21 protein-coding genes and 1 riboswitch are annotated in these 19,605 nt (G+C 46.2%); of the genes, 4 read left to right on the top strand and 17 right to left on the bottom strand.

Annotated features, from left to right (window positions below):
• Positions 1-16: 16 nt before the first annotated feature.
• The 8 genes from liaG to M1D98_RS15880 form a co-directional block, all read right to left on the bottom strand.
• Positions 17-889: a LiaG family protein gene (liaG, locus tag M1D98_RS15845; RefSeq protein ID WP_010330042.1), complete on the bottom strand. Its 873-nt coding sequence runs from the start codon at positions 887-889 to the stop codon at positions 17-19.
• A gap of 100 nt (positions 890-989) precedes the next feature.
• A complete protein-coding gene (gene liaH, locus M1D98_RS15850) occupies positions 990-1,670 on the bottom strand; it encodes a stress responsive protein LiaH (protein WP_456279712.1) in 681 nt (226 codons plus the stop codon).
• 26 nt (positions 1,671-1,696) lie between these two features.
• Positions 1,697-2,077 (bottom strand): cell envelope stress-induced membrane anchor protein LiaI, encoded by a 381-nt coding sequence (gene liaI / locus M1D98_RS15855; protein WP_121643263.1) that lies wholly within the window; start codon positions 2,075-2,077, stop codon positions 1,697-1,699.
• 421 nt (positions 2,078-2,498) lie between these two features.
• A complete protein-coding gene (locus M1D98_RS15860; protein ID WP_456279713.1) occupies positions 2,499-3,767 on the bottom strand; it encodes an MFS transporter in 1,269 nt (422 codons plus the stop codon).
• A 168-nt stretch (positions 3,768-3,935) separates the two neighbouring features.
• Positions 3,936-4,517, bottom strand: coding sequence for a cob(I)yrinic acid a,c-diamide adenosyltransferase (locus M1D98_RS15865; RefSeq protein WP_010330047.1), 582 nt, complete (start codon positions 4,515-4,517; stop codon positions 3,936-3,938).
• Between the two features lie 21 nt (positions 4,518-4,538).
• Positions 4,539-5,867, bottom strand: coding sequence for an ABC transporter ATP-binding protein (locus M1D98_RS15870; protein WP_082246361.1), 1,329 nt, complete (start codon positions 5,865-5,867; stop codon positions 4,539-4,541).
• Positions 5,867-6,928 carry a FecCD family ABC transporter permease gene (locus M1D98_RS15875; protein ID WP_456279714.1) on the bottom strand — a complete coding sequence of 354 codons (1,062 nt, stop codon included), beginning with the start codon at positions 6,926-6,928 and terminating at the stop codon, positions 5,867-5,869. The genes M1D98_RS15870 and M1D98_RS15875 overlap by 1 nt, the downstream gene beginning before the upstream one ends.
• Positions 6,891-7,835 (bottom strand): ABC transporter substrate-binding protein, encoded by a 945-nt coding sequence (locus M1D98_RS15880; RefSeq protein ID WP_456279715.1) that lies wholly within the window; start codon positions 7,833-7,835, stop codon positions 6,891-6,893. The genes M1D98_RS15875 and M1D98_RS15880 overlap by 38 nt, the downstream gene beginning before the upstream one ends.
• Positions 7,836-7,940: 105 nt before the next feature.
• Positions 7,941-8,079, bottom strand: a riboswitch (cobalamin riboswitch).
• A gap of 155 nt (positions 8,080-8,234) precedes the next feature.
• Here M1D98_RS15880 and M1D98_RS15885 point away from each other — a divergent pair.
• Positions 8,235-9,026: an SDR family NAD(P)-dependent oxidoreductase gene (locus tag M1D98_RS15885; protein ID WP_456279716.1), complete on the top strand. Its 792-nt coding sequence runs from the start codon at positions 8,235-8,237 to the stop codon at positions 9,024-9,026.
• A 37-nt stretch (positions 9,027-9,063) separates the two neighbouring features.
• Here M1D98_RS15885 and M1D98_RS15890 read toward each other — a convergent pair whose 3' ends face one another.
• From M1D98_RS15890 to sigO, 5 genes are all read right to left on the bottom strand, one after another.
• Positions 9,064-9,942: an SMP-30/gluconolactonase/LRE family protein gene (locus M1D98_RS15890; RefSeq protein WP_456279717.1), complete on the bottom strand. Its 879-nt coding sequence runs from the start codon at positions 9,940-9,942 to the stop codon at positions 9,064-9,066.
• Between the two features lie 68 nt (positions 9,943-10,010).
• On the bottom strand, positions 10,011-11,753 hold the full coding sequence (locus M1D98_RS15895; RefSeq protein ID WP_121643265.1) for an ATP-binding response regulator: 1,743 nt from the start codon (positions 11,751-11,753) through the stop codon (positions 10,011-10,013).
• Positions 11,750-12,463, bottom strand: coding sequence for a two-component system response regulator YvrH (yvrH, locus tag M1D98_RS15900; protein ID WP_082022705.1), 714 nt, complete (start codon positions 12,461-12,463; stop codon positions 11,750-11,752). The genes M1D98_RS15895 and yvrH overlap by 4 nt, the downstream gene beginning before the upstream one ends.
• A 153-nt stretch (positions 12,464-12,616) precedes the next feature.
• Positions 12,617-12,853 (bottom strand): sigma-O factor regulator RsoA, encoded by a 237-nt coding sequence (gene rsoA / locus M1D98_RS15905; protein WP_010330057.1) that lies wholly within the window; start codon positions 12,851-12,853, stop codon positions 12,617-12,619.
• The gene (gene sigO, locus M1D98_RS15910) at positions 12,850-13,386 is read right to left on the bottom strand and encodes an RNA polymerase sigma factor SigO (RefSeq protein ID WP_082246362.1); all 537 of its coding nucleotides are present in this window, start codon (positions 13,384-13,386) and stop codon (positions 12,850-12,852) included. Before sigO ends, rsoA begins: the two co-directional genes overlap by 4 nt.
• A gap of 201 nt (positions 13,387-13,587) precedes the next feature.
• Between sigO and M1D98_RS15915 the strand changes: the two genes are divergently transcribed.
• The 3 genes from M1D98_RS15915 (at position 13,588) to M1D98_RS15925 (ending at position 15,490) form a co-directional block, all read left to right on the top strand.
• On the top strand, positions 13,588-13,743 hold the full coding sequence (locus tag M1D98_RS15915) for a YvrJ family protein (protein WP_010330059.1): 156 nt from the start codon (positions 13,588-13,590) through the stop codon (positions 13,741-13,743).
• A gap of 118 nt (positions 13,744-13,861) precedes the next feature.
• A complete protein-coding gene (oxdC, locus tag M1D98_RS15920) occupies positions 13,862-15,019 on the top strand; it encodes an oxalate decarboxylase (RefSeq protein WP_121643266.1) in 1,158 nt (385 codons plus the stop codon).
• Positions 15,020-15,079: 60 nt separating this feature from the next.
• Entirely contained in the window at positions 15,080-15,490 is a 411-nt protein-coding gene (locus tag M1D98_RS15925) for a regulatory YrvL family protein (protein ID WP_010330061.1), read from the top strand.
• 33 nt (positions 15,491-15,523) lie between these two features.
• On the opposite strand, the gene M1D98_RS15930 is transcribed toward M1D98_RS15925, so the two are convergent.
• The 4 genes from M1D98_RS15930 to M1D98_RS15945 all read right to left on the bottom strand — a co-directional run bounded on the left by M1D98_RS15930 (position 15,524) and on the right by M1D98_RS15945 (position 19,590).
• Entirely contained in the window at positions 15,524-16,753 is a 1,230-nt protein-coding gene (locus M1D98_RS15930) for an ABC transporter permease (protein ID WP_268559712.1), read from the bottom strand.
• A complete protein-coding gene (locus tag M1D98_RS15935) occupies positions 16,746-17,435 on the bottom strand; it encodes an ABC transporter ATP-binding protein (RefSeq protein ID WP_121643268.1) in 690 nt (229 codons plus the stop codon). Before M1D98_RS15935 ends, M1D98_RS15930 begins: the two co-directional genes overlap by 8 nt.
• Positions 17,419-18,609: an efflux RND transporter periplasmic adaptor subunit gene (locus M1D98_RS15940; RefSeq protein ID WP_010330064.1), complete on the bottom strand. Its 1,191-nt coding sequence runs from the start codon at positions 18,607-18,609 to the stop codon at positions 17,419-17,421. The genes M1D98_RS15935 and M1D98_RS15940 overlap by 17 nt, the downstream gene beginning before the upstream one ends.
• 171 nt (positions 18,610-18,780) lie before the next feature.
• On the bottom strand, positions 18,781-19,590 hold the full coding sequence (locus M1D98_RS15945) for an ABC transporter ATP-binding protein (RefSeq protein WP_268550924.1): 810 nt from the start codon (positions 19,588-19,590) through the stop codon (positions 18,781-18,783).
• Positions 19,591-19,605: the final 15 nt, after the last annotated feature.

Below are 19,605 nucleotides of genomic sequence, written 5' to 3' on the forward strand. Positions count from 1 at the left end.
TTTCTTCTGCCTGGTGCTACCGTATCGTTAGATCCCCGCTGTCCGTTTTGATATCGATTGGATGCCGGCCGCTTCCTTGCGAGCCTGTGATGTGATGTTCTTCTTTATGTGCTGTATCAGCAAATGAATACGGCGAACTGACGTCACCACTCGATGATTTCGCGTTGACTGTAAAGCTGCCGCTTTCGGGAAGGCTCAGATCAGCGTCACCGCTTGTCAGCGTGACAGATACAGGACCCGATACCTTTTTCAGTGCGGCATCCAGGTCTCCGGAAGTCAGCTTCACATCAAGAGAGCCGGAGACATCAGCCAGATTGACGTCTCCGGAAGCTGAGTCAATACGGGCTGTGTTGGAGACCGTATTTGACATGGTGACATCACCGGATGATCCCTTTACTTTCATCTCTTGAAGGCGGACGTTCGTCACGCTCATATTTCCGCTCGCAGATGCTGCGTTCATCCCGGAAAGCGCCAGACGCTGATTCCCGTCCACTGATATGTCCCCGCTTGAGGTTCGCACCGTCAGATCCCCTTTATAATCATAAGGAAGCCGGACGACAAGAAAAGAACGGTTAAATCCACTCAAAAATTGAAACTCTTTTTCCTTTGCGTCCAGCTCCAGTTTCCTTCTGCTTTCAGTGACAAATAATTTTCCGGAGTCTCCTGAAATGCCTGCCGATATGTCATTTCGTTCTTCCGCTATGATTTGGACATCCTTGGTGTCCGACTCAATGACCACGCTATCGATGTCCCGCGGCGATGCGCTGGCTGAATCGGCTTCAGTGCCGCTTATGATTCCCAAGCCTGCAGCAAACACGTCTTTTACGATGACGCCAAAAAACACAAGAATACCGGCAGTGATTAACAGTTTGCCCAGCATTTTTTTCATTCGATTTCATCCTTCTCATTCATTCTATTATAAAGGAAAAGCCTGTGAATTGATACGTGCGGAAGGGAAGGACTTGACCGCGAATCCTTCCCCGTCCTGTTTATTCATTTGCTGCTTTTGATGTCTGATCTGATTTTTGCAGTGAGAGCGCCCTCATATGTTCAATCTCCGCCTCCACTTCGTCTGCAAATTCTTTGCGCGTGAGTTCTGTGCCGGCTTCAGCTGACTTTGAATCATTCGCGCGAATCTCCATTTCCTCAATGCGGTTTTCAATGCGCAAAAATTCACGATACGCGCTTTCGCTATCCATTTTGTCAAATGTCGTATTCATATGCTCTTTTGCTTTTGCCGCATTGGCCCGGGCAATCAGCGCCTGTTTTTTATCCTTTACGTCCTGCATCTTAGTTTCAAGCGCAGCCAGCTGTTCTTTCAGGTCAGCAAGCTGACTGTTCGCTTGTTCATACGACGCTTTATGCTCAGCCGCCTTCCCTTCTAGATATTTCATTTCAGTCAGTGCCTTTTTCGCCAGGTCTTCTTCACCTGCATCAAATGCGAGCTGCGCCTGGTTTTTGCGTTTGCCAGCCACTTCAGCTGCTTCTTCATATTTTTTCTTAAATTGATAGGCAATCGTGTGCTGTTTTACAATGGTTTGTTTTGCTTTTGCAATGTCACTTTCCATATCACGGACATATTGATTCAGCATCACCTTCGGGTTCTCCAGTTTATCAAGCCCTTCATGAACTGACGCAACAAACATATCTCTCATTCTTTTGAATACCATACCTGATTCCTCCTTATACACTGATATTATTTTTTCTTCAAAAATTCTTCCCACTCGGCATCAAAGTGAGATTGGTAGGCAGCCGAAGACGGTTCAGAACCAAAAGATGATGCATCGTTATCAGCTGATCCGTTTTTCATCAGCTTCCAGCCGTAATACACCATTGCTGCCGCCAGTGCGAGCCCGACAATAAATGGAAGTGAACAGATGAGCATGATCGCTCCGATACCGCCCACGATGATTCCTGTGATGGCTTTTCCTGCTGCAAATCTTTTGATTCCTGCGTATGTCATCAAGGCGCCGATGGCAAGCGGGATGATAAAGCCGAAGCTTCCTCCTCCAAAAAAGACGGAGATCCCAAATACAATGAATAAGAATCCGCCGATCGTTTTCATATTTATCTTCATGCAGATCCTCCTTTCGTTTTCCTTGTCTTCATCTTAAACAAATTGGCATTTGCGCAAAACGAATCAGAGATTGATTTTGATATAAGACCGGAGTCGTATTTTGTGCCGGACCCATAGATATAAAAAATACGCCATGCGCGAGGCATGGCGTTCAGATTGTTGACAAAATCCTAAAACGGTTATCGTTTTAGGATTTTGTCATCTATTCAGCGTGATTGAAAACCCTTGAAGTCTAGGAAGGACGAGCATTGGAGCAGACTTTCACAGGATGTGATGACGGCGGCGTTTAGGCAGGACGCCTAAGCATTTAGCCGCCGTTCCTTTCGTCATTCGTGAGCACCAACGCGCAGGACTGACAACGAATGCGAGGGTTTGTCGACACGCTGTACGCCATGCGCGAGGCATGGCGTTTCAAAATCCTTTATAGATGAATACTTGCTTCTCTTTCTTTGACCAAATCGGCCTGTTCTGCTTTGGCCAGCTTTGTAAACAGCAAGATGCCGATACCCGCGATAATTTCGACAATTCCTCCGACAGCAATCACAGGTCCTGAACCAAAAGCGTTTGCGGCGTACCCGCAAATGACAGCTCCGGCAGGAATCGAAATATTTGAGATCATATGTATAACGGCGTAGACTTGCGGCTGATCCTCACTGTCCACAGATGTCTGGATAATCGTGTACTCTGGTACATTAACAGCACTGACTGCGGCGCCAAAGGCAAACGCAGCAAGAAAAACGAGCGGCAAAAAGGTATTCATCCCGGTAATAAAGAACGCAGCCCCTTCTACAATGCCGGCAGTTACAAATAGCAAACCGTACCTGTTTACTTTGACTTTCGCCAGCACAAATCCCAATAGAAACGCGCCTACGGCGGTGGTGGCCTTTAAAAGTGAGTAAACGATCGGCTGGCCATTTAAATCTTCCGCCACGTAAACGGCTGAGAGAGCTTCCCAAGGGGCCGCCGCAAAATTCATAAAGATACAGTAAATGGCGAGCGGATATAAAACCTGATGTTTTCTGACGAGCGTAAAACCGCGTTTCAGCCTGCCGATATATGTGCCTCTCTGCGCAACGGCAGCAGACTCAGACTGAGATTTAACCGCAGTGTACTTAATAAAAAGGACGAGAAAGCCAGAAACCAAATAAAGTACAAGTGCGATCAGCATCGTATAAGAAGGGCTGACAAATGTAAGAATAGCGCCGCATAACGTGACAGCTCCGAGCCGGACAACCTGAGCGGAGGACTGCAGCACAGCATTTGCTTTTTGGATGCCCTGTTCATTTACAATTTGGGGAATTAAAGCTATGGAGGCGGGATTGTAGGCAGCCCCTGTAGCAGAATGCACAATCATTAGCGTCATGACAAACCACAGCGGAGAAAAGCCCGCAAAATGACAAAGAGGAATAATCAAGACAATCGCAGCCCTTGTCAGATCTGAAAAGTACATCCAAAATTTCAGCGTATTCTGCTTCATGAAAGGACCCGTCACAGGCGCCAGCACAGCTTCCGGCAAAAAGGTGACAGCTATCAATAATGCAGTTCCGATCGCGCCTTTGCCGCCATAAATTAAGAACCATAATATCGAATTAAATGCGAACATATCGCCGGATATCTTGACTATTCTTGAGAAAAAAAGATAATTAAAATTTCTCTTCCAGATGCTATCACTTTCAATTAAATTCACCATCCATCAGAGCCCCCCACTGCCTATTTTTTACATCTATTTTTAACAATATCTCATTTTTCCATTTTTGAGTCAATAATTCATAAGGTTCATTTTTTGTCGTAATATGGGAGATTGACAGAATGAAAAAAGCCGGCATGTATCGAACACGCCGGCTTCCGTTTTCTCTTTTTATGATTCGCTGCTGTTTCGATCCCGAAACACAATAGCGCTTCTTTCATATTCCACATCGGCTATGCCGCTTCTCACATTCACAACCCGTGCAGCCGCAAAGAAATAATCGGAAAGACGATTGAGATAACGCAGCACTGTTTCATGAATCTCCTCCGATTTCATCAGCGCCGCCACTCGGCGTTCCGCCCGCCTCGTAATGGTGCGCGCCGTATGGAGAAGCGCAGCGCCCTTCGTTCCGCCCGGGAGAATAAATTTCTTTAGTTCCGGCGCTTCTGCAGTATAGGCATCAATGCGCGTTTCTAAATAGAAAACGGATTCTTCCGTTAATGTATAGTCTTTTCTTTCTGTGACGATTGCCAGATCGCCACCGCAGTCAAACAGCTCATGCTGGATGGTGAGCAGCTCGGCTGTCAAATCCTCAAAGCCGGCCTGTCCGGATAGCTCTGCCAAAGCAAGCCCGACAAAGCTGTTCAGTTCGTCGATCGTGCCATAGCTCTCGACACGTAGGCTGTCCTTGCCGGTTCTGCCTCCGACTAAGCTTGTTTGGCCCTGATCGCCTGTTTTTGTATATAATTTCATGCTTATGTCTCCTTTACAGACTTATTCAAACAGCTTTGAAGCTTCTTTTACACATTCTGCTATGCCGACCTGTATCAATTGATTCAGCAGTTGATCTGTGTTTTTAAATTGCTGAGTTTGTGTCGCAGCGATGAGAATATCCCCCTCTGCCCGTCTGTCTCCCAACACTTTTACACGTTCTGCTTCAGCAGCCATAAGAGCTTTGACGAAGAATTGATCTGCCGCATAGCCATTGACCAAAATCCAGATCGAAAAGCCAGTCATGACGCAAATAAATACGGATAACTCCCCATCCTCATACGTTCGATACACCAAACGGTCAAGCCTTCCCGAAGAAGCCATCGCACAGGTTTCCGGCAGATGAAAACCGTTTTCCGTTAGGAAGGCTGTAAGCCCTCCGATAGGATCTGCCTGAACGGGAAGCCGTTTATGGATCAGCGTTCTGCTCCATGAAAACCCTCCACCGACAGGCGCGGAGGACAGGGTGCGAAGCGGAATTTCCGTTTGCACCAGAACGGCATCGCGCCTCGCTTGCAGCAAAGCCTCAAATGGGATAGACAACTGCTGCACCCTGTCTTGTTCAGGCTGAATCGCAATCATCGGTGTAGGTGAACTGTGATGGACCAAAGCGGTGACATCTGTATCGTACACCGCCTTGATGTGAGGTTCTGTGACAGCATATTCCGGTTTTTGCTTAGGTCCGGCTGTACCGTTTTTCATAAACAAGAGCTCATCACAGTACAGGCTTGCGGTGTTCAAATCATGAAAAACGCTGACAGCCGTCAATCCGTTTTCTTTTGTCAGGCGTTTGATGAGATCCAGCAGGTCTTTTTGATAAGCCAGATCGAGAAAATTTGTCGGCTCGTCCAGAAATAAAATACGCGGCTGCTGTGCCAAAGCTTGGGCCAAATACACCCGCTGCTGTTCTCCTCCGCTTAGATCACGAATCGATTGTTGCGCAAAAGCGGCCACTCCTGTTTGCTCCATTGCTTCCTGTACAATGGCTTGATCTTTTTCAGTCTGCTGTTTGAACAGCCCTGTCTGGAATGGGTATCTGCCAAAGGCTACCGTTTCTTGAACGGTAAAGGTAAAGGCTTGATCCGTTTTTTGCGGCAGGACGGCCATAATTTGCGCCAGTTCCTTTGGTTTATAGGCCGACAGCAGTTTGCCAGCCAAATAAACGCTGCCTTCCTTGGCCGGCAGCGTGCCTGTCAGCAAGTGCAGAAGCGTCGTTTTACCGCTTCCATTAGGGCCGAGAATACCGAGAAATTCGCCCTGATCTACTGTTAAGCTGACATTGTTGATCAGCCGCCTGTCTCCGTATCCTCCCGACAGCCTTTCTGCTCTCATCATAAGCTTTTCCCTCCGCGATGCTGCCGAATTAAAATAAGGGCAAAAACAGGCGCCCCCGCCAGGGACGTAATGATCCCGATCGGCAGTTCAACCGGCTCAATGATCGTTCTGGAAAGCAGATCGGCTAAAACGAGAAAACCAGCTCCGAGCAAGGCGGACAGCGGCGGTAAATGCCGATGGTCCGTTCCCCACAAAAGCCTTGTGATATGAGGAATGACAAGACCGACAAATCCGATCGTGCCAGATACAGCCACGGCGCTTCCCGTCAAAAGAGAGCCGGCTATTAAAATCTGCATTTTTTTCTGCTGAACGCTGACTCCGAGAAGCTTTGCTTTGTCTTCTCCATATGTCATCACGTTCAGCTCCCTTCCGTTTATGATCAGTAAAATCGTTCCCAAAAGAAAAAATGGGAGGAACAGAACAACATAGCTCCAGCCCCTCATCGAAACGCTGCCAAGCAGCCAATGCACAATCGGCAGCAGGTTGTCTCCTGTCAGGGCAATGATAAGAGAAATAAACGCGCCCAAAAAAGAATTGATGATGACACCGGTCAAAATGAGGGTGGAAACAGACATCGAAGCATGAACGAGGCGGCTGAAGGAAAGAACCGCCGCCATCGTGACAAGTGCCGAGGCTACACTCACAAGCGGGAGTGTAAACCCTCCGATGACAGGAAGCTGCAAGCCGAAGAACAGGGTCACAACCGCTCCGACTGAAGCACCGGATGATACACCGAGCGTGTATGGGTCGGCAAGCGGATTTTTCAACAGCCCCTGAAAAGCAGCCCCCGCGATAGAAAGAGCCGCCCCCACAAGGGCGGCCAGCACAACTCTCGGCAGTCTGATATTCATCATAATATTGGTGTACATCGGGTCATCAGGGCCGATAGAGCCGCCGAAACCTTCATGCCACAAGACACGAAGGATAGCGGAAATAGGAATTTGCAGGCTGCCGCAAGAAATTCCTAACATGATGCTCACAGCTAAAAATGAAAAACTGATGATATATGCGGCAAAACGGTTATTCCTTAAACGTATCCGGGTAAATGCTTTCCGCAAGTTCTTCGACCCCTTCGATCAGACGGGGACCGGAACGTGTCACGAGATCAGGGTCTACATCATACACGCGATGATGTTTCACAGCATTGATTTCGCTCCAGCCATCACGTTTTTCCACTGCTTTCACTTCCACTCCGTCTGTTGTCACGATAGCATCCGGATTGAGTTTTACGATCGCCTCGTCTGTCATTTGCACCCAGCCTGTTTGGTCTGCCGCTGCGTTTTTAGCATGGATGACATTCAGCATTTCATGCATAAACGTGTCTTTCCCTGTTGTGTAAATGTCGGGAGCAGGAGAAACCTCGATAAATACGCTTTTCTCCTCATCTTTTGAAATGGTTTTCGCTTTTTCTTGAATATCCTGCAAATCCGATTTCATGCTTTTTACGAGCTGATCGGCCTGTTTCTCAGCCCCGGAAGCTTCTCCGATCATTTCGATTGATTTGTAGACCTCGGAAAATGATTGCGCATCATTGACAGTCAGCACGGTGATGCCCGCGTCCTTCAGCTGTTTGATGGCATCCGCTGACGCTGACATGGAAGACTCGTGGGCAAGAACGAGATCCGGCTTAAGAGCAATGACTTTCTCAACGTTTACATTCATATCTCCGACCTTCTCGACCTTTTGGACTTCTTTCGGATATGTATCGTTTTTGGTGACACCGACCACTTTTTCACCGAGACCGAGAGCGTATGTGATTTCTGTGTTGCTCGGCATTAATGAAACAATCTTTTCCGGCTCCTTTTTGATGGTCACATCTTGATTTGACGCATCATCAATGGTGACAGGGAACGCTTCTGTCTGTTGCTTTGCCTTGGAATCCTTCTGATCTGCCGTATTCCCGCAGCCTGCCATCATAACGGCAGCCAACAGAAGCGCAGTCCATATTCCAGTTAGTTTTTTCATGATCTTTCCTCCTAAGTGAACTAAAAAAAGCATCCCTACGATGGTAAAGATGCTGTAAACAACACAAAAAAACCTATTGTTTACACATCATCTGTCCTCGCAGACTTCGTGCTGATCAAACAGGCAGGTATCCTGGCTCTTGGCGTATGGCCAATTACAGTGGCGGGACCGCACCGGCTTTTACCGGTTTCCCTATTAAGCCGGCTGTTGTTCACGGACCGGCACCCATTCGACATTCGTATCCTTTTTTCGGAGTAATTATACTATATGACTGACAGGCTTGTATATGCGTCCTGAATGACTTTCCCCCCGTTATGTGTATGAAAGCAAAATCCTCGTAAACACTAAATTTATTCTTGTATACTTAATACCATCATCTATTAAAAGGAATGATTTCTTATGGATTTACAACTAAAAGACAAACTCGTCTTCATCACCGGCTCGACTTCCGGCATCGGGAAAGCAACGGCAAAAAGCTTTCTGCAAGAGGGTGCGGCAGTGATTGTCAACGGACGCAAACAGGAGACTGTCAATCGAACGGTGGAAGAGCTTTCTGAATACGGAACGGTGCACGGGGCGGCTGCCGATTTGTCAAAAACAGATGAAGCAGCGGCACTTATTGAAAAAGTTAATGAAATCGGTGATATCGATATCCTTGTCAACAACCTTGGTTTCTTCGAAGTAAAAGACTTTGCCGATGTGACAGATGAAGAGTGGAATCAATATTTTGAAGTGAATGTGATGAGCGCGGTGCGGACAAGCCGCCACTTCCTTCCAAAAATGCTTGCCAAAAACAGCGGCCGCATTTTAAATATCGCAAGTGAAGCAGGCGTCAAACCGCTTCCAACAATGATTCCCTACTCCATGACAAAAACGGCGCTGATCAGCCTTTCAAGAGGCATGGCTGAAATGACAAAAGGCACGAATGTGACGGTCAACTCAGTGCTTCCGGGACCTACTTGGACAGAGGGCGTGGCATCCTACATGGAAGGCGCCGCACAAGCTGCCGGGCAGGATACAGATACATTCATCAAAGACTATTTTAACGTCAATGAGCCGACTTCTCTTATTCAGCGATACGCGACAGCAGATGAAGTCGCCAACACAATCGTCTTCCTCGCATCAGACGCCGCATCCGCCATTAACGGCACGGCACAGCGTGTAGAAGGCGGCATTATCCGTTCTCTGTAATATGCAAAAAACGCATCCGTGTTTCGGATGCGTTCTTTTATACATCTCCAGCGAAGGAAACCGGCTGGTATCCGCCTGTTTCCAGTTTTGCTGAAAAAAGTCCTCCCGCGTGAGGCTGCTCGTATCTTTCCGTCTCTGTCATTTGTTCAGTCGCCGTTGTGATGTAAAGGGTTTTTAAATCTCTGCCGCCGAACGCGCAGCATGTGACGTATTTGGCCGGCACGCTGATTGAATCGATTTCTTTCTGCTGAAACGGGTCAATGTGAACAACGCGGCTTCCGCCAAACAGTGCCACCCACAGCATGCCGTTTTTGTCGATTGTCATGCCGTCCGGCAATCCGTCCGTTTGATTAAACCGATAGACGGATTCTGGGTTTGAGATATCTCCGCTTTCAGGGTCGTAGCTGTAGCGCACAACCTCCTGCGTCGGCGTGTCGATGTAATACATCAAATTCCGCTCGCGATCCCAATCCAAACCGTTCGAGGTTGAGACTTGGCCTTTGATTTTGACAAGACTGCCATTTGGATCCAATCGGTATAGCGAGGCCTGTTTTTGTTCGCCTTCCATGCTCATCGTCCCCGCCCAAAGCCTTCCATACGGATCACATTTCGCGTCATTAAAACGCAGGCTCTCATGCATGTCCTTCGGCTGTTTGATTTTCTTCAAGCTGTCATCCTGAAGATGGTATAGGTAAAACCCATCCTTCATCGTCATCATCAGTTCATCCTTTGAATATTTCGCAAGCGCCGTCACAAAGGAGTTGAACTTGATCGACCGGTTGACTTTTTCTTCAGGGTCGAAGATGTGGAGCTCGCTCCCTAAGATATCAACCCAATATAAACGTCCGTTTTTTTCATCCCATAATGGGCCTTCACCAATGACTGCCCGAGTGTCTGCTTCCAATACTGCATCCATGTTTTACACCTCTTTAGCTTCAGTCTATATATTCTTATTCCCGGCTAAGAGGCGGCCAAACCACATGTTTATTGCTTTTCGAAAAGGATGGTAATGACCGTTCCCATATTCATTCTGCTGTTCACATGAATCGTCCCATTATGCAGATGGACAAGCTCCTTGGCAATGGCGAGTCCGAGGCCCGTTCCGGCAGATGAATCTTTTGTGTTCGTCCCCCTGTAATAACGGTTAAACAAATGGGTGATCGTTTCTTCATCCATTCCCTTCCCATTGTCCTTCACTTTCAAGGAAATATGATTTTTCGTTTGTTCGAGAAGAACCTGAATCTCTGTTCCTTTGTCGTTGTGCTTTACCGCATTCCCAAGGAGATTTTCTAATATACGCCTGAACCACGCTTCATCCAGCGCAAATTCAATATGCTCTTCTTTGGACACAAAGGAGATATCATACCCTTCAGAAAACGGATTTTTCTTGAAATCTTCAATGACATTTTTAAAAAACGGGATCAGGCTTGTCAGATTTCTCTTGATAGGAAGGGCATCATTTTTCAGCCGATACGTTAAATTTAAATCTTCAATCAGCTTGGACATGTATTCAGATTTTTCTCTGACAACCTGTCCCATTTCTTTCACTTCTTCCGGCGACCAGTCATATTGCTTAGATTCAAGCATCATGCTGTAGCCGTAAATGCTGCTGAGCGGCGTTTTTAAATCGTGCGACAAACCGGCAATCCATTCTTCTCTTGTCGCCTGGATTTTTTCTCTATTTCGCTTATCCCGTCTCAGCGTTTCAGTCAGCTGATCCATCGATTCAAAAATCTCACCGAAGAAGCGGTACGGCTGTTTGATTTTCCCCTTTTTGTTTTTGCTGACAGGAAGGCCTTTTCGGTTTTTCGGCTCCTCGAGCTTTCCTTTTGATAGATTGACCAGCCATTTAATGGTGTGAAAAATCGGCAGCCCGAAGCGGAACATATACCAAACCGTCATCCAAATGATATACAGGAACAGAACAGCCATAATCAGGAACATCGCCTTTAGAACAACCTTCAGAAATGATTTGTTAAACTCCTGATCGGTGACATAGACAGGGTTTGGCACCGTAGCGACCATCCATCTGTCTTTATCGAGGATCTTAACGGAAATTTCCCGCTTATAGTTCCATGGTTTAGAGCTGTATTTGAGCAGCTCCAGCTGGTTCATCATTTTTCTTTCGCTTTTTGTGCCGTTGACGCTGTCCAGAATGTTTCCATTGCTGTCCAATAGGTAAATGGCGCCTTTTTCCTTCTTGATATAGTCGATGGTACTTGATTGATAATGTGCTGGAGCGTCTATTTCTTGTTCACGCTTTCCAATGGAAGTCAGCAGCTGTTCGCTTTTTAGTTTCCAGCCCGATAATAAAAGATAGGACTTGTCTTCAATATTGATGGCCCAATAATTCACCTTATACTGATTGAACTTTTTGGTTTTATAAATCGATAAAAGCTCTTTCTTGGCATGGGTTTTGGGCACGTCTTTCGGCACACTGTAGGAATAAACGGTCTTTCCTTTGGAATCAATGATTTGCATCCAGCCGTCCTGTTTATCGACAGATTTCTTCAGAAAATTATCGACTTCCCATGTCCCGTCTTCATTTACATCGAGATATGCCTCGAGTGTGTCGGTCGTTGCCTTCGTCAGTCCTGAATTGGATTCCGCGTCGCTAAATCGCGAATCTAAGTAGAAAAACGAAGCAACCAGCATAACCGTGAGCAGCAGGATTACAATCAGCATCTGCCCGAAAAAATGGAACAAAAACTTCCATCTTAACCTCATGACCGCTTGCCTTCAGGATTCGGGATAAAACGGTATCCGAGACCGCGAACCGTTACAATATACTCCGGATTGCTCGGATCACGCTCAATTTTTTCCCTGAGCTTGCGGATATGAACCATGACGGTGTTGTTGTCGCCGTAGGAAGGGTAACCCCACACTTTTTCATAAATTTGATCCTTCGAAAGCACCACATTAGGGTGTTCACAAAAATACTGCAAAAGCTGCAAAAGCTGGGCTGAACAAGCGACGGCTGCACCGCCTACAATCAGCTCGGCATTTTGCGGAGAAAATGTAAAATAATCATATGTATAGGTTTGGTTTGAATTCGTTTCTTTCGACTGATATGTGCGCTTAAGATGCGCTCTGATCCGCGCCGCTAATTCCAGCGGATTAAATGGTTTTGTGATATAGTCATCAGCCCCAACCGCAAAGCCCGACAATTTGTCCGCGTCGGATGATCTTGCCGTCAGGAAAAAAATCGGAGCCTCTGAATACTCTCTGATCATTGTGCAGGCTTCAAAACCGGACATTCCGCCCATCATGACATCCAGCACGATCAAATCTACCTTATTGGCCTTCACAACCGGAATCGCTTCCTCTGCGCTTGCCGCATCCAGTAAATTTCGGTAACCTTCTTTTTCGAGAACGCGTTTGATCATATCCACAATCGCTTTCTCATCGTCTACGATTAAAATTGATGCATTTTCCACTTTTATGTTCCTTTCTGTCACTGTTTTTTTCATCTTATCATTATATCGATTATTTTTGGTACATTTTTGAATAGAGTCGTCTTGCCCTGGCAGGACAAATAAAAAACGGGAACGTGGCAGTTCCCGTTTTACGTATGTTCAGATGATAAATGATTATGAGTTCTCGTCTACCATATACAAAATAAACTCCCAAAACCCCGGAACGTCCTGACACAAAAGCATATCAGCCTTTTCAAACATCTTAATCCTCAGCTCTTGCTCTAAATCTTCTCTTTCTTGAAAGGACGTATTGCTGAGTTTTTTTCTGATCATCGGTGAAAAGCATGCAATCAGATGTTCAATGTCATACATGTCGTCTTTTTGTTTCTTTTGATCAAACTGGCCGTTCACAGCTTACTTTCCCCCTTTTTTTGCGCCGCTAGCTGCTTTCTGATATTCTCAAGCCCCTTTTTATGAATGTTAGAGATGTTTTGCCGGGACTCCCCTAGCGAATCTGCAATCTCCTGCATCGTAGCACCGTGAAGATAGACTTTCGTCAACACGCTTTTTTGTTTGTCAGTCAGCTTCTGGATCGCTTGGTAGAGCTGATAATCCTGGACGTGCTGGCTCAGATCATCCTGCCGGTCTAAAAATGCTTCAAACGCATCGCTTCCCGTTTCAGAAGGAAGCCGTTCCCCCACTTCCGGATGATCGACCGTCAGCGGATACCGTTTTTGGTTTTTACGAACCCGCTTATCAAAATCAATAGAAAAGATGCGAATCATTGAATTCATATACTTAACGATGCGGATTTCCTTATAAAATTGCTTGAATTGCTCGTCCAATGATTTTGCATCTTTCTCGTTCGGGCTTTCCATGACGTTTTTGAACAAACGGTAATGCTGAGGATTGCTCAAAAAATGCTTCACGATGGGATGCTTCATTATCTCCTTACATTTTGATCGCAAAAGACCTTGATAGTCCATCAAACCGCCTCCCTATAAATTAAATGAAAGAAAGCAAAAAAAAGTAAACTACTACTTTCTGACTAGCGCTTGCCTTCATTACGCCAGCCGCAGTTTACGTTTTCATGGATTTCCTTCACTTACATACATGACTGCAAAAAAAGAAGGGAGGTATTTTCCATGGATCAGGTTTTTATAGAAGAAGTCGTAAAACAGATTGGCAATCTAGGGTTTCCTGCGCTGATTGCAATGTACCTGCTGACCCGATTTGAGAAAAAGTTCGATCAGCTTATCGAACTGATGACAGAACTGAAAGATCAGAAAGCAAAAAAATAATTTTTAATCGAAGTTGACTTTTCACTGTTTTTTTTCACTTAACAAGACAGAAGGGAAAACGAAAGGCCTTTCACCTTCTCTTTCAGTATCACATTTCAATTTTAAGGAGGAAACATTCATGAAAAAACAAAACGACATTCCGCAGCCAATCAGAGGAGACAAAGGAGCAACAGTAAAAATCCCGCGTAATATTGAAAGAGACCGCCAAAATCCTGATATGCTTGTTCCGCCGGAAACCGATCACGGCACCGTCAGCAATATGAAGTTTTCATTCTCTGATACTCACAACCGATTAGAAAAAGGCGGATATGCCCGTGAAGTTACCGTACGTGAGCTGCCGATTTCAGAAAACCTTGCTTCTGTCAATATGCGGCTGAAACCAGGTGCCATTCGCGAGCTGCATTGGCATAAAGAAGCCGAGTGGGCTTATATGATTTACGGTCGTGCAAGAGTTACCATTGTGGATGAACAGGGCCGCAGCTTTATTGATGATGTAGGCGAAGGAGATCTTTGGTACTTCCCGTCAGGCCTGCCGCACTCCATTCAAGCACTGGATGAAGGAGCCGAGTTCCTGCTCGTGTTTGACGATGGCTCATTCTCTGAAAACAGCACGTTCCAGCTGACAGACTGGCTTGCCCACACGCCTAAAGAAGTCATTGCTGCAAACTTTGGCGTCACACAAGAAGAGATTGCCAATTTGCCAGGCAAAGAGAAATATATATTTGAAGAACCAGTCCCAGGAAGTTTAAAAGATGACATTGTAAAAGGGCCGAACGGTGAAGCGCCTTATCCGTTTACTTACCGCCTTCTTGAACAGAAGCCAATTGAATCAGAAGGAGGAAAAGTATACATTGCAGATTCAACAAACTTCAAAGTGTCTAAAACGATCGCATCCGCGCTCGTGACGGTGGAACCCGGTGCCATTCGCGAGCTGCATTGGCATCCGAATACGCACGAGTGGCAATACTACATCTCCGGCCAAGCAAGAATGACCGTTTTTGCATCTGACGGCCATGCGAGAACGTTTGACTACCAAGCCGGTGATGTCGGGTATGTTCCGTTTGCAATGGGGCATTACGTTGAAAACACTGGAGATGAACCGCTAGTCTTTTTAGAGATCTTCAAAGACGACCACTATGCCGATGTATCTTTAAACCAATGGCTTGCAATGCTTCCTGAGACACTTGTTCAACAGCACCTTGAATTAGGCAAGGACTTTACCGATATCCTTTCAAAAGAAAAACATCCGGTTGTGAAAAAGAAATACAATAAATAAAAAACTGCCAGCCTGCAGAGAGCGTTAGTTCTCTGCAGGCCTTTATAAGGAGATAAACCCGTGAAACATCAAATGTCTTCAAAACGATTATTGCGGCTCTCTATAAAATACTGTTTGGCCGCGGCGGCAGTGGTGTTGACCTATTTTGCCGTCATCTATATATTGTTTTCGATAGCAGGAACGAGCTGCCGCTCAGCGGCTCATGTCCTGCTTTTTACCGTGTTGTTTCTTGTCCTCGGCCTATTCTTAGAACCATTGGAACGCCTGATGATACATAGCTTTACATTTTTCAAGACAGACAAACGCTTATTCATTCTTCTTGCCGGCATCGTACAGCTGCTGTTTTTGTGGATGACTGCCCATACGACAGACCAATTGATGAGCGACATTTGGCTGTCCACTACAGAAGAAATGATCGTCGCAGCCGTTTTTCTGATTTTAGACAAATGCAACTCAGCTCTTCCAAGCTAAAAAAAGAACGCATTCCAAATGGATGCGTTCTTTTTATTCATAGCGTAGCGCGTCTACAGGTTGAAGCTTCGATGCCTTGATGGACGGAAGCAAGCCGAAAATAATGCCGACTGCCATTGAAAAGATGAGTGCTCCGACCACAGCCGGGACGGAGACGATAAAAGGCATTGGAAAAACGACCGTCAGCAGCTTAGCGATGCCGAAGCCCGCCAGCACACCGAGTATTCCGCCAATGCTTGTCAGCACGACCGCCTCGGTTAAAAATTGAAATAAAATCACACGCCGCTTAGCACCGAGCGCTTTTTTAATTCCGATTTCCCTCGTGCGCTCCGTAACGGAAACGAGCATGATATTCATAACGCCGATGCCGCCAACCAATAGTGAAATACTGGCGATTCCGCCAAGCAGCAGTGCAAATGACTGATTAAAGGACTCCACTTCCTGTGCGATCTCCTGAAGATCCATCACACTATACTCTGCTTTTGCCAACTCAGCATCTGACAGCCCTTGGTTTAAAAGATCAGCAGCCATCACGCCGGCTTCTTGGATATGCTCAGAAGAATCGGCCTGCACAGCGATCTGTGTCGGCGCGTCAAATCCTTCGATGAGCGGCCACACCTTTTTCGGCACGTACAAAACCGGGTTCGCGTAATCACCTTCAAACATGCTTTCCTGCTGATTTTTTTCTGTAAAAACACCGGCAACCTTAAACGGCACACCATTCATCTCAATCTTTTTATGCAGAGCGTCTCCGTCTGGAAACAGTTCATCTCTGGCGGCTTCATTGATCATCACCACTTGGCGTGTGCTGTTCAATTCATTTTCCGCCAGCTTCCTCCCTTCGGTTATACGGACTGGGAACATATCAAAGTAGTCACCGTCAACTCCGTACACTTGGGGGTACGAAACGTTTGTCAAATGAAAGACGCTCGAACCTTCAGACAAGTAATATAAGGATAATCCTTTGACCATAGGATCAGATTTAATTGCCTTTACTGTTTCGTCAGTGACAGGCGGCGCGGACGTGTACGAAACCTGATAGCCGATGCCCTCCTCTTCTCCGCCTGACGGCTGGTAGACAACATTGATCGAGTTATTTCCCATGCCGATCATGCTTTGCTTTAATTGTTCGCTTTGTCCCTTCAGCATCGACACAATCGCAATAATTGCCGCTATGCCGATAATGACACCGAGCATGGTCAGAATGGATCTTAATTTATGAGAGAAAATGGATTGAAAGGAGATTCGAATATGCTCAAGCATGGCTGATATCCCCTCTCTCATCTAATACCAATTCTCCGTCTCTGATAAAAACGGTTCTGTCAGCTTTTTTGGCAACATCCGGGTCGTGGGTAATCATAATAATGGTCTTGCCTTCCTGATGCAATTCAGAAAACAGCGCCAAAATTTGTTCGCTTGATTTGGTATCAAGCGCCCCGGTCGGTTCATCAGCCAAAATAAATCTCGGCTGATTGACTAAGGCTCTCGCGATCGCCACCCGTTGCTTTTGCCCGCCTGACAGCTTCGGAGGCTTGTAGGAGACCCTGTTTTTTAGTCCGACCTTTTCCAGCGCTTCATAGGCTCTCTGCCTTCTCTCTTTTTTCTTCACTTTATTGTAGATCATCGGCAGCTCGACATTTTGCAGCGCGGTGAGACGCGGCAGCAGATGAAAGGTTTGAAACACAAACCCGATTGATTCGTTGCGGATTTCGGCTAAGGCACCGTCTTTCCCTTTCAAAATATCGATCTGGTCAAGCGTATAGGTTCCCGAGGTTGGCCTGTCCAAACAGCCGATGATATTCATTAACGTTGACTTTCCAGAACCCGAAGGCCCCATAATCGCCAGAAACTCGCCGGCTTGGACCGTCAGATTAATATGTTTCAAGATCGGAACTTCTTCTTTTCCCAGCTTGTACGATTTTGAAATATTATTCAGTGTCAGCATTGACTGTAACCTGCTTTCCTTCCTTGACCGCGGGATCAGGATAGATCACATAATCGTCCGGCGTCAGGCCGCTCTTAATCTCCACCATGTCATTTTCATCAGTGTCCCCGATTTCAACAGGCTGCTTGACCGCTTTCTGATTCTCATCCGCTTTCCACACGTACGGTTCGCCGTCATCCTGAATGACCATGTCGGACGGCAGTTTAATCGCGTCCGCATCAGCCTCATCGCTCATCACCTCGATGTTGACATGATAGCCGACTTCGAGACCTTTATGGCTGTCTAATAAAATAGTGAACGGATAGTTAGAGGATTGAGGGTTCATTTCTTCTTCAGCATAACTTTCTTCCTCACCCTCGCCTGTTCCCGCTGGAAGCTTGCCTATCGAGGTGACCTTTCCTTTCCACTCGCCTTCACCGCCTGTTTTCAGCGTGACTTTGACTTTGCTGCCTTTTTTCATTGTGTCCATTAACAGCTCGTTGATTTGGCTTTTGACTAGATATTTGCCCGTGGAAACAATCTGGATATACGGTCCTCCTGCCTGATCGCCCGTTGCCCCGTCAGCAATATCCTGATTGACGCTTTGAACGATCCCGTCATGCTTGCTTGTTATGACATTGGAGCCTTTGTTTTTCGTAAGGGCTGACAGCTCTTTTTGATGCTGCTTCAACTCAAGCTGGCTTGTTTTTAAATCGAAGTTGGCCTGGTCAAGCTCATCTTGCAGCTGTGATTTCTCTTCTTTTCCGGCTGTTTTCAGCTGTTTTTCCGTTTCCGTTATTGATTTTTGCAAACGGCTGATTTGCAGGTTAGTCATTTCGATTTGCAAATTGGCTTGCTCCACTTCGTCAGAGTGATCCTCGCCCTCATACTCAAAAAGTTTATCGCCCTTTTTGACCTGATCGCCTTCTTTGACGTATGTTTTTTTAATGCTGCCTTTTTCTGAATCGATATAGACTTTCTGCTGTTTCTCAGGTTCAACCTTTCCCGAGAAGGTTTGGCCTGATTCTGAGTCTCCTCCCATGTATACCGCTACCGATTCAGCATAGGGTTCCGATGATACGGCAATTTGGTTCATGTGGGTAAAAACGTAAACACCGCCGGCGCCGATCCCTGCCAATACAAGCACACCGGCACATATCGCACCGGTAATAAGCCATTTTTTCTTCTTGGACACAACGATCTCCTCTTTCTGTAAACTATGTAATATTTTCGAAACATTCTAACCAATATTATCTATTAATTCAAAAAGACTTGCAATCTTTTTATTAAAATGAAGCAATCAAATGGTGAAATTGTATTTTCAGGGCCGAAAATAAAAACTCCCGGCTCTGAACCGGGAGTTTTCTTACACAGAAACAAGTGTTTTTTCCTTTTTAATCAGATCATAGGTCAAGCATACAGGTTTATTGGTGCGGGGATCAGTGACGATTTCAGCATCAATTTGAAATACCTGCTTCAAAATGTCCGGTGTCATGACCTCCAGTGCTGTGCCTTCCTTGATGACCGCGCCTTTTTTGAGCGCGATCATATAATGAGAAAAACGGGCTGCGTGGTTCAGGTCATGAATGACCATTAGAATCGTCCGTCCCTGTTCTTTGTTGAGTCTGTCAAGCAGCTGAAGAATTTCTAGCTGGTGTGCGAGATCAAGATACGTTGTCGGTTCATCCAACAGCAACAGTTCCGTCCCTTGCGCAAGCGCCATGGCAATCCAGACGCGCTGACGCTGTCCGCCTGACAGGGCCTCAATCGGCCGTTCAGCGTATTCAGCCATTCCTGTTTCTTCTAGCGCCCATTTGATGATCCGGCGATCTTCATCATGTAATCGGCCAAATCCTGATTGATGCGGAAACCTGCCGTACGACACCAATTCATACACCGTTAAACCGCTTGGCGCTTCAGGTGTCTGCGGCAGAATCGCCATATCTTTCGCAATGTCCTTTGTAGGCATTTTATGAATCGCTTTACCGTTTAAATAGACGGCACCTGTATGTGAACGCATAATTCTGGACATTGTTTTTAATATCGTTGATTTCCCGCAGCCGTTCGGGCCGATTAAGGTAGTGATTTTCCCTTTAGGAACCGATATATTTAAATCTTCTACAATCACCCTGTCACCATAACCAATTCCAAGCTGTTCCGTTGTTAATGAATTCATATTCGGCCCCCTCCT

This window comes from Bacillus sp. K7, from assembly GCF_053903245.1.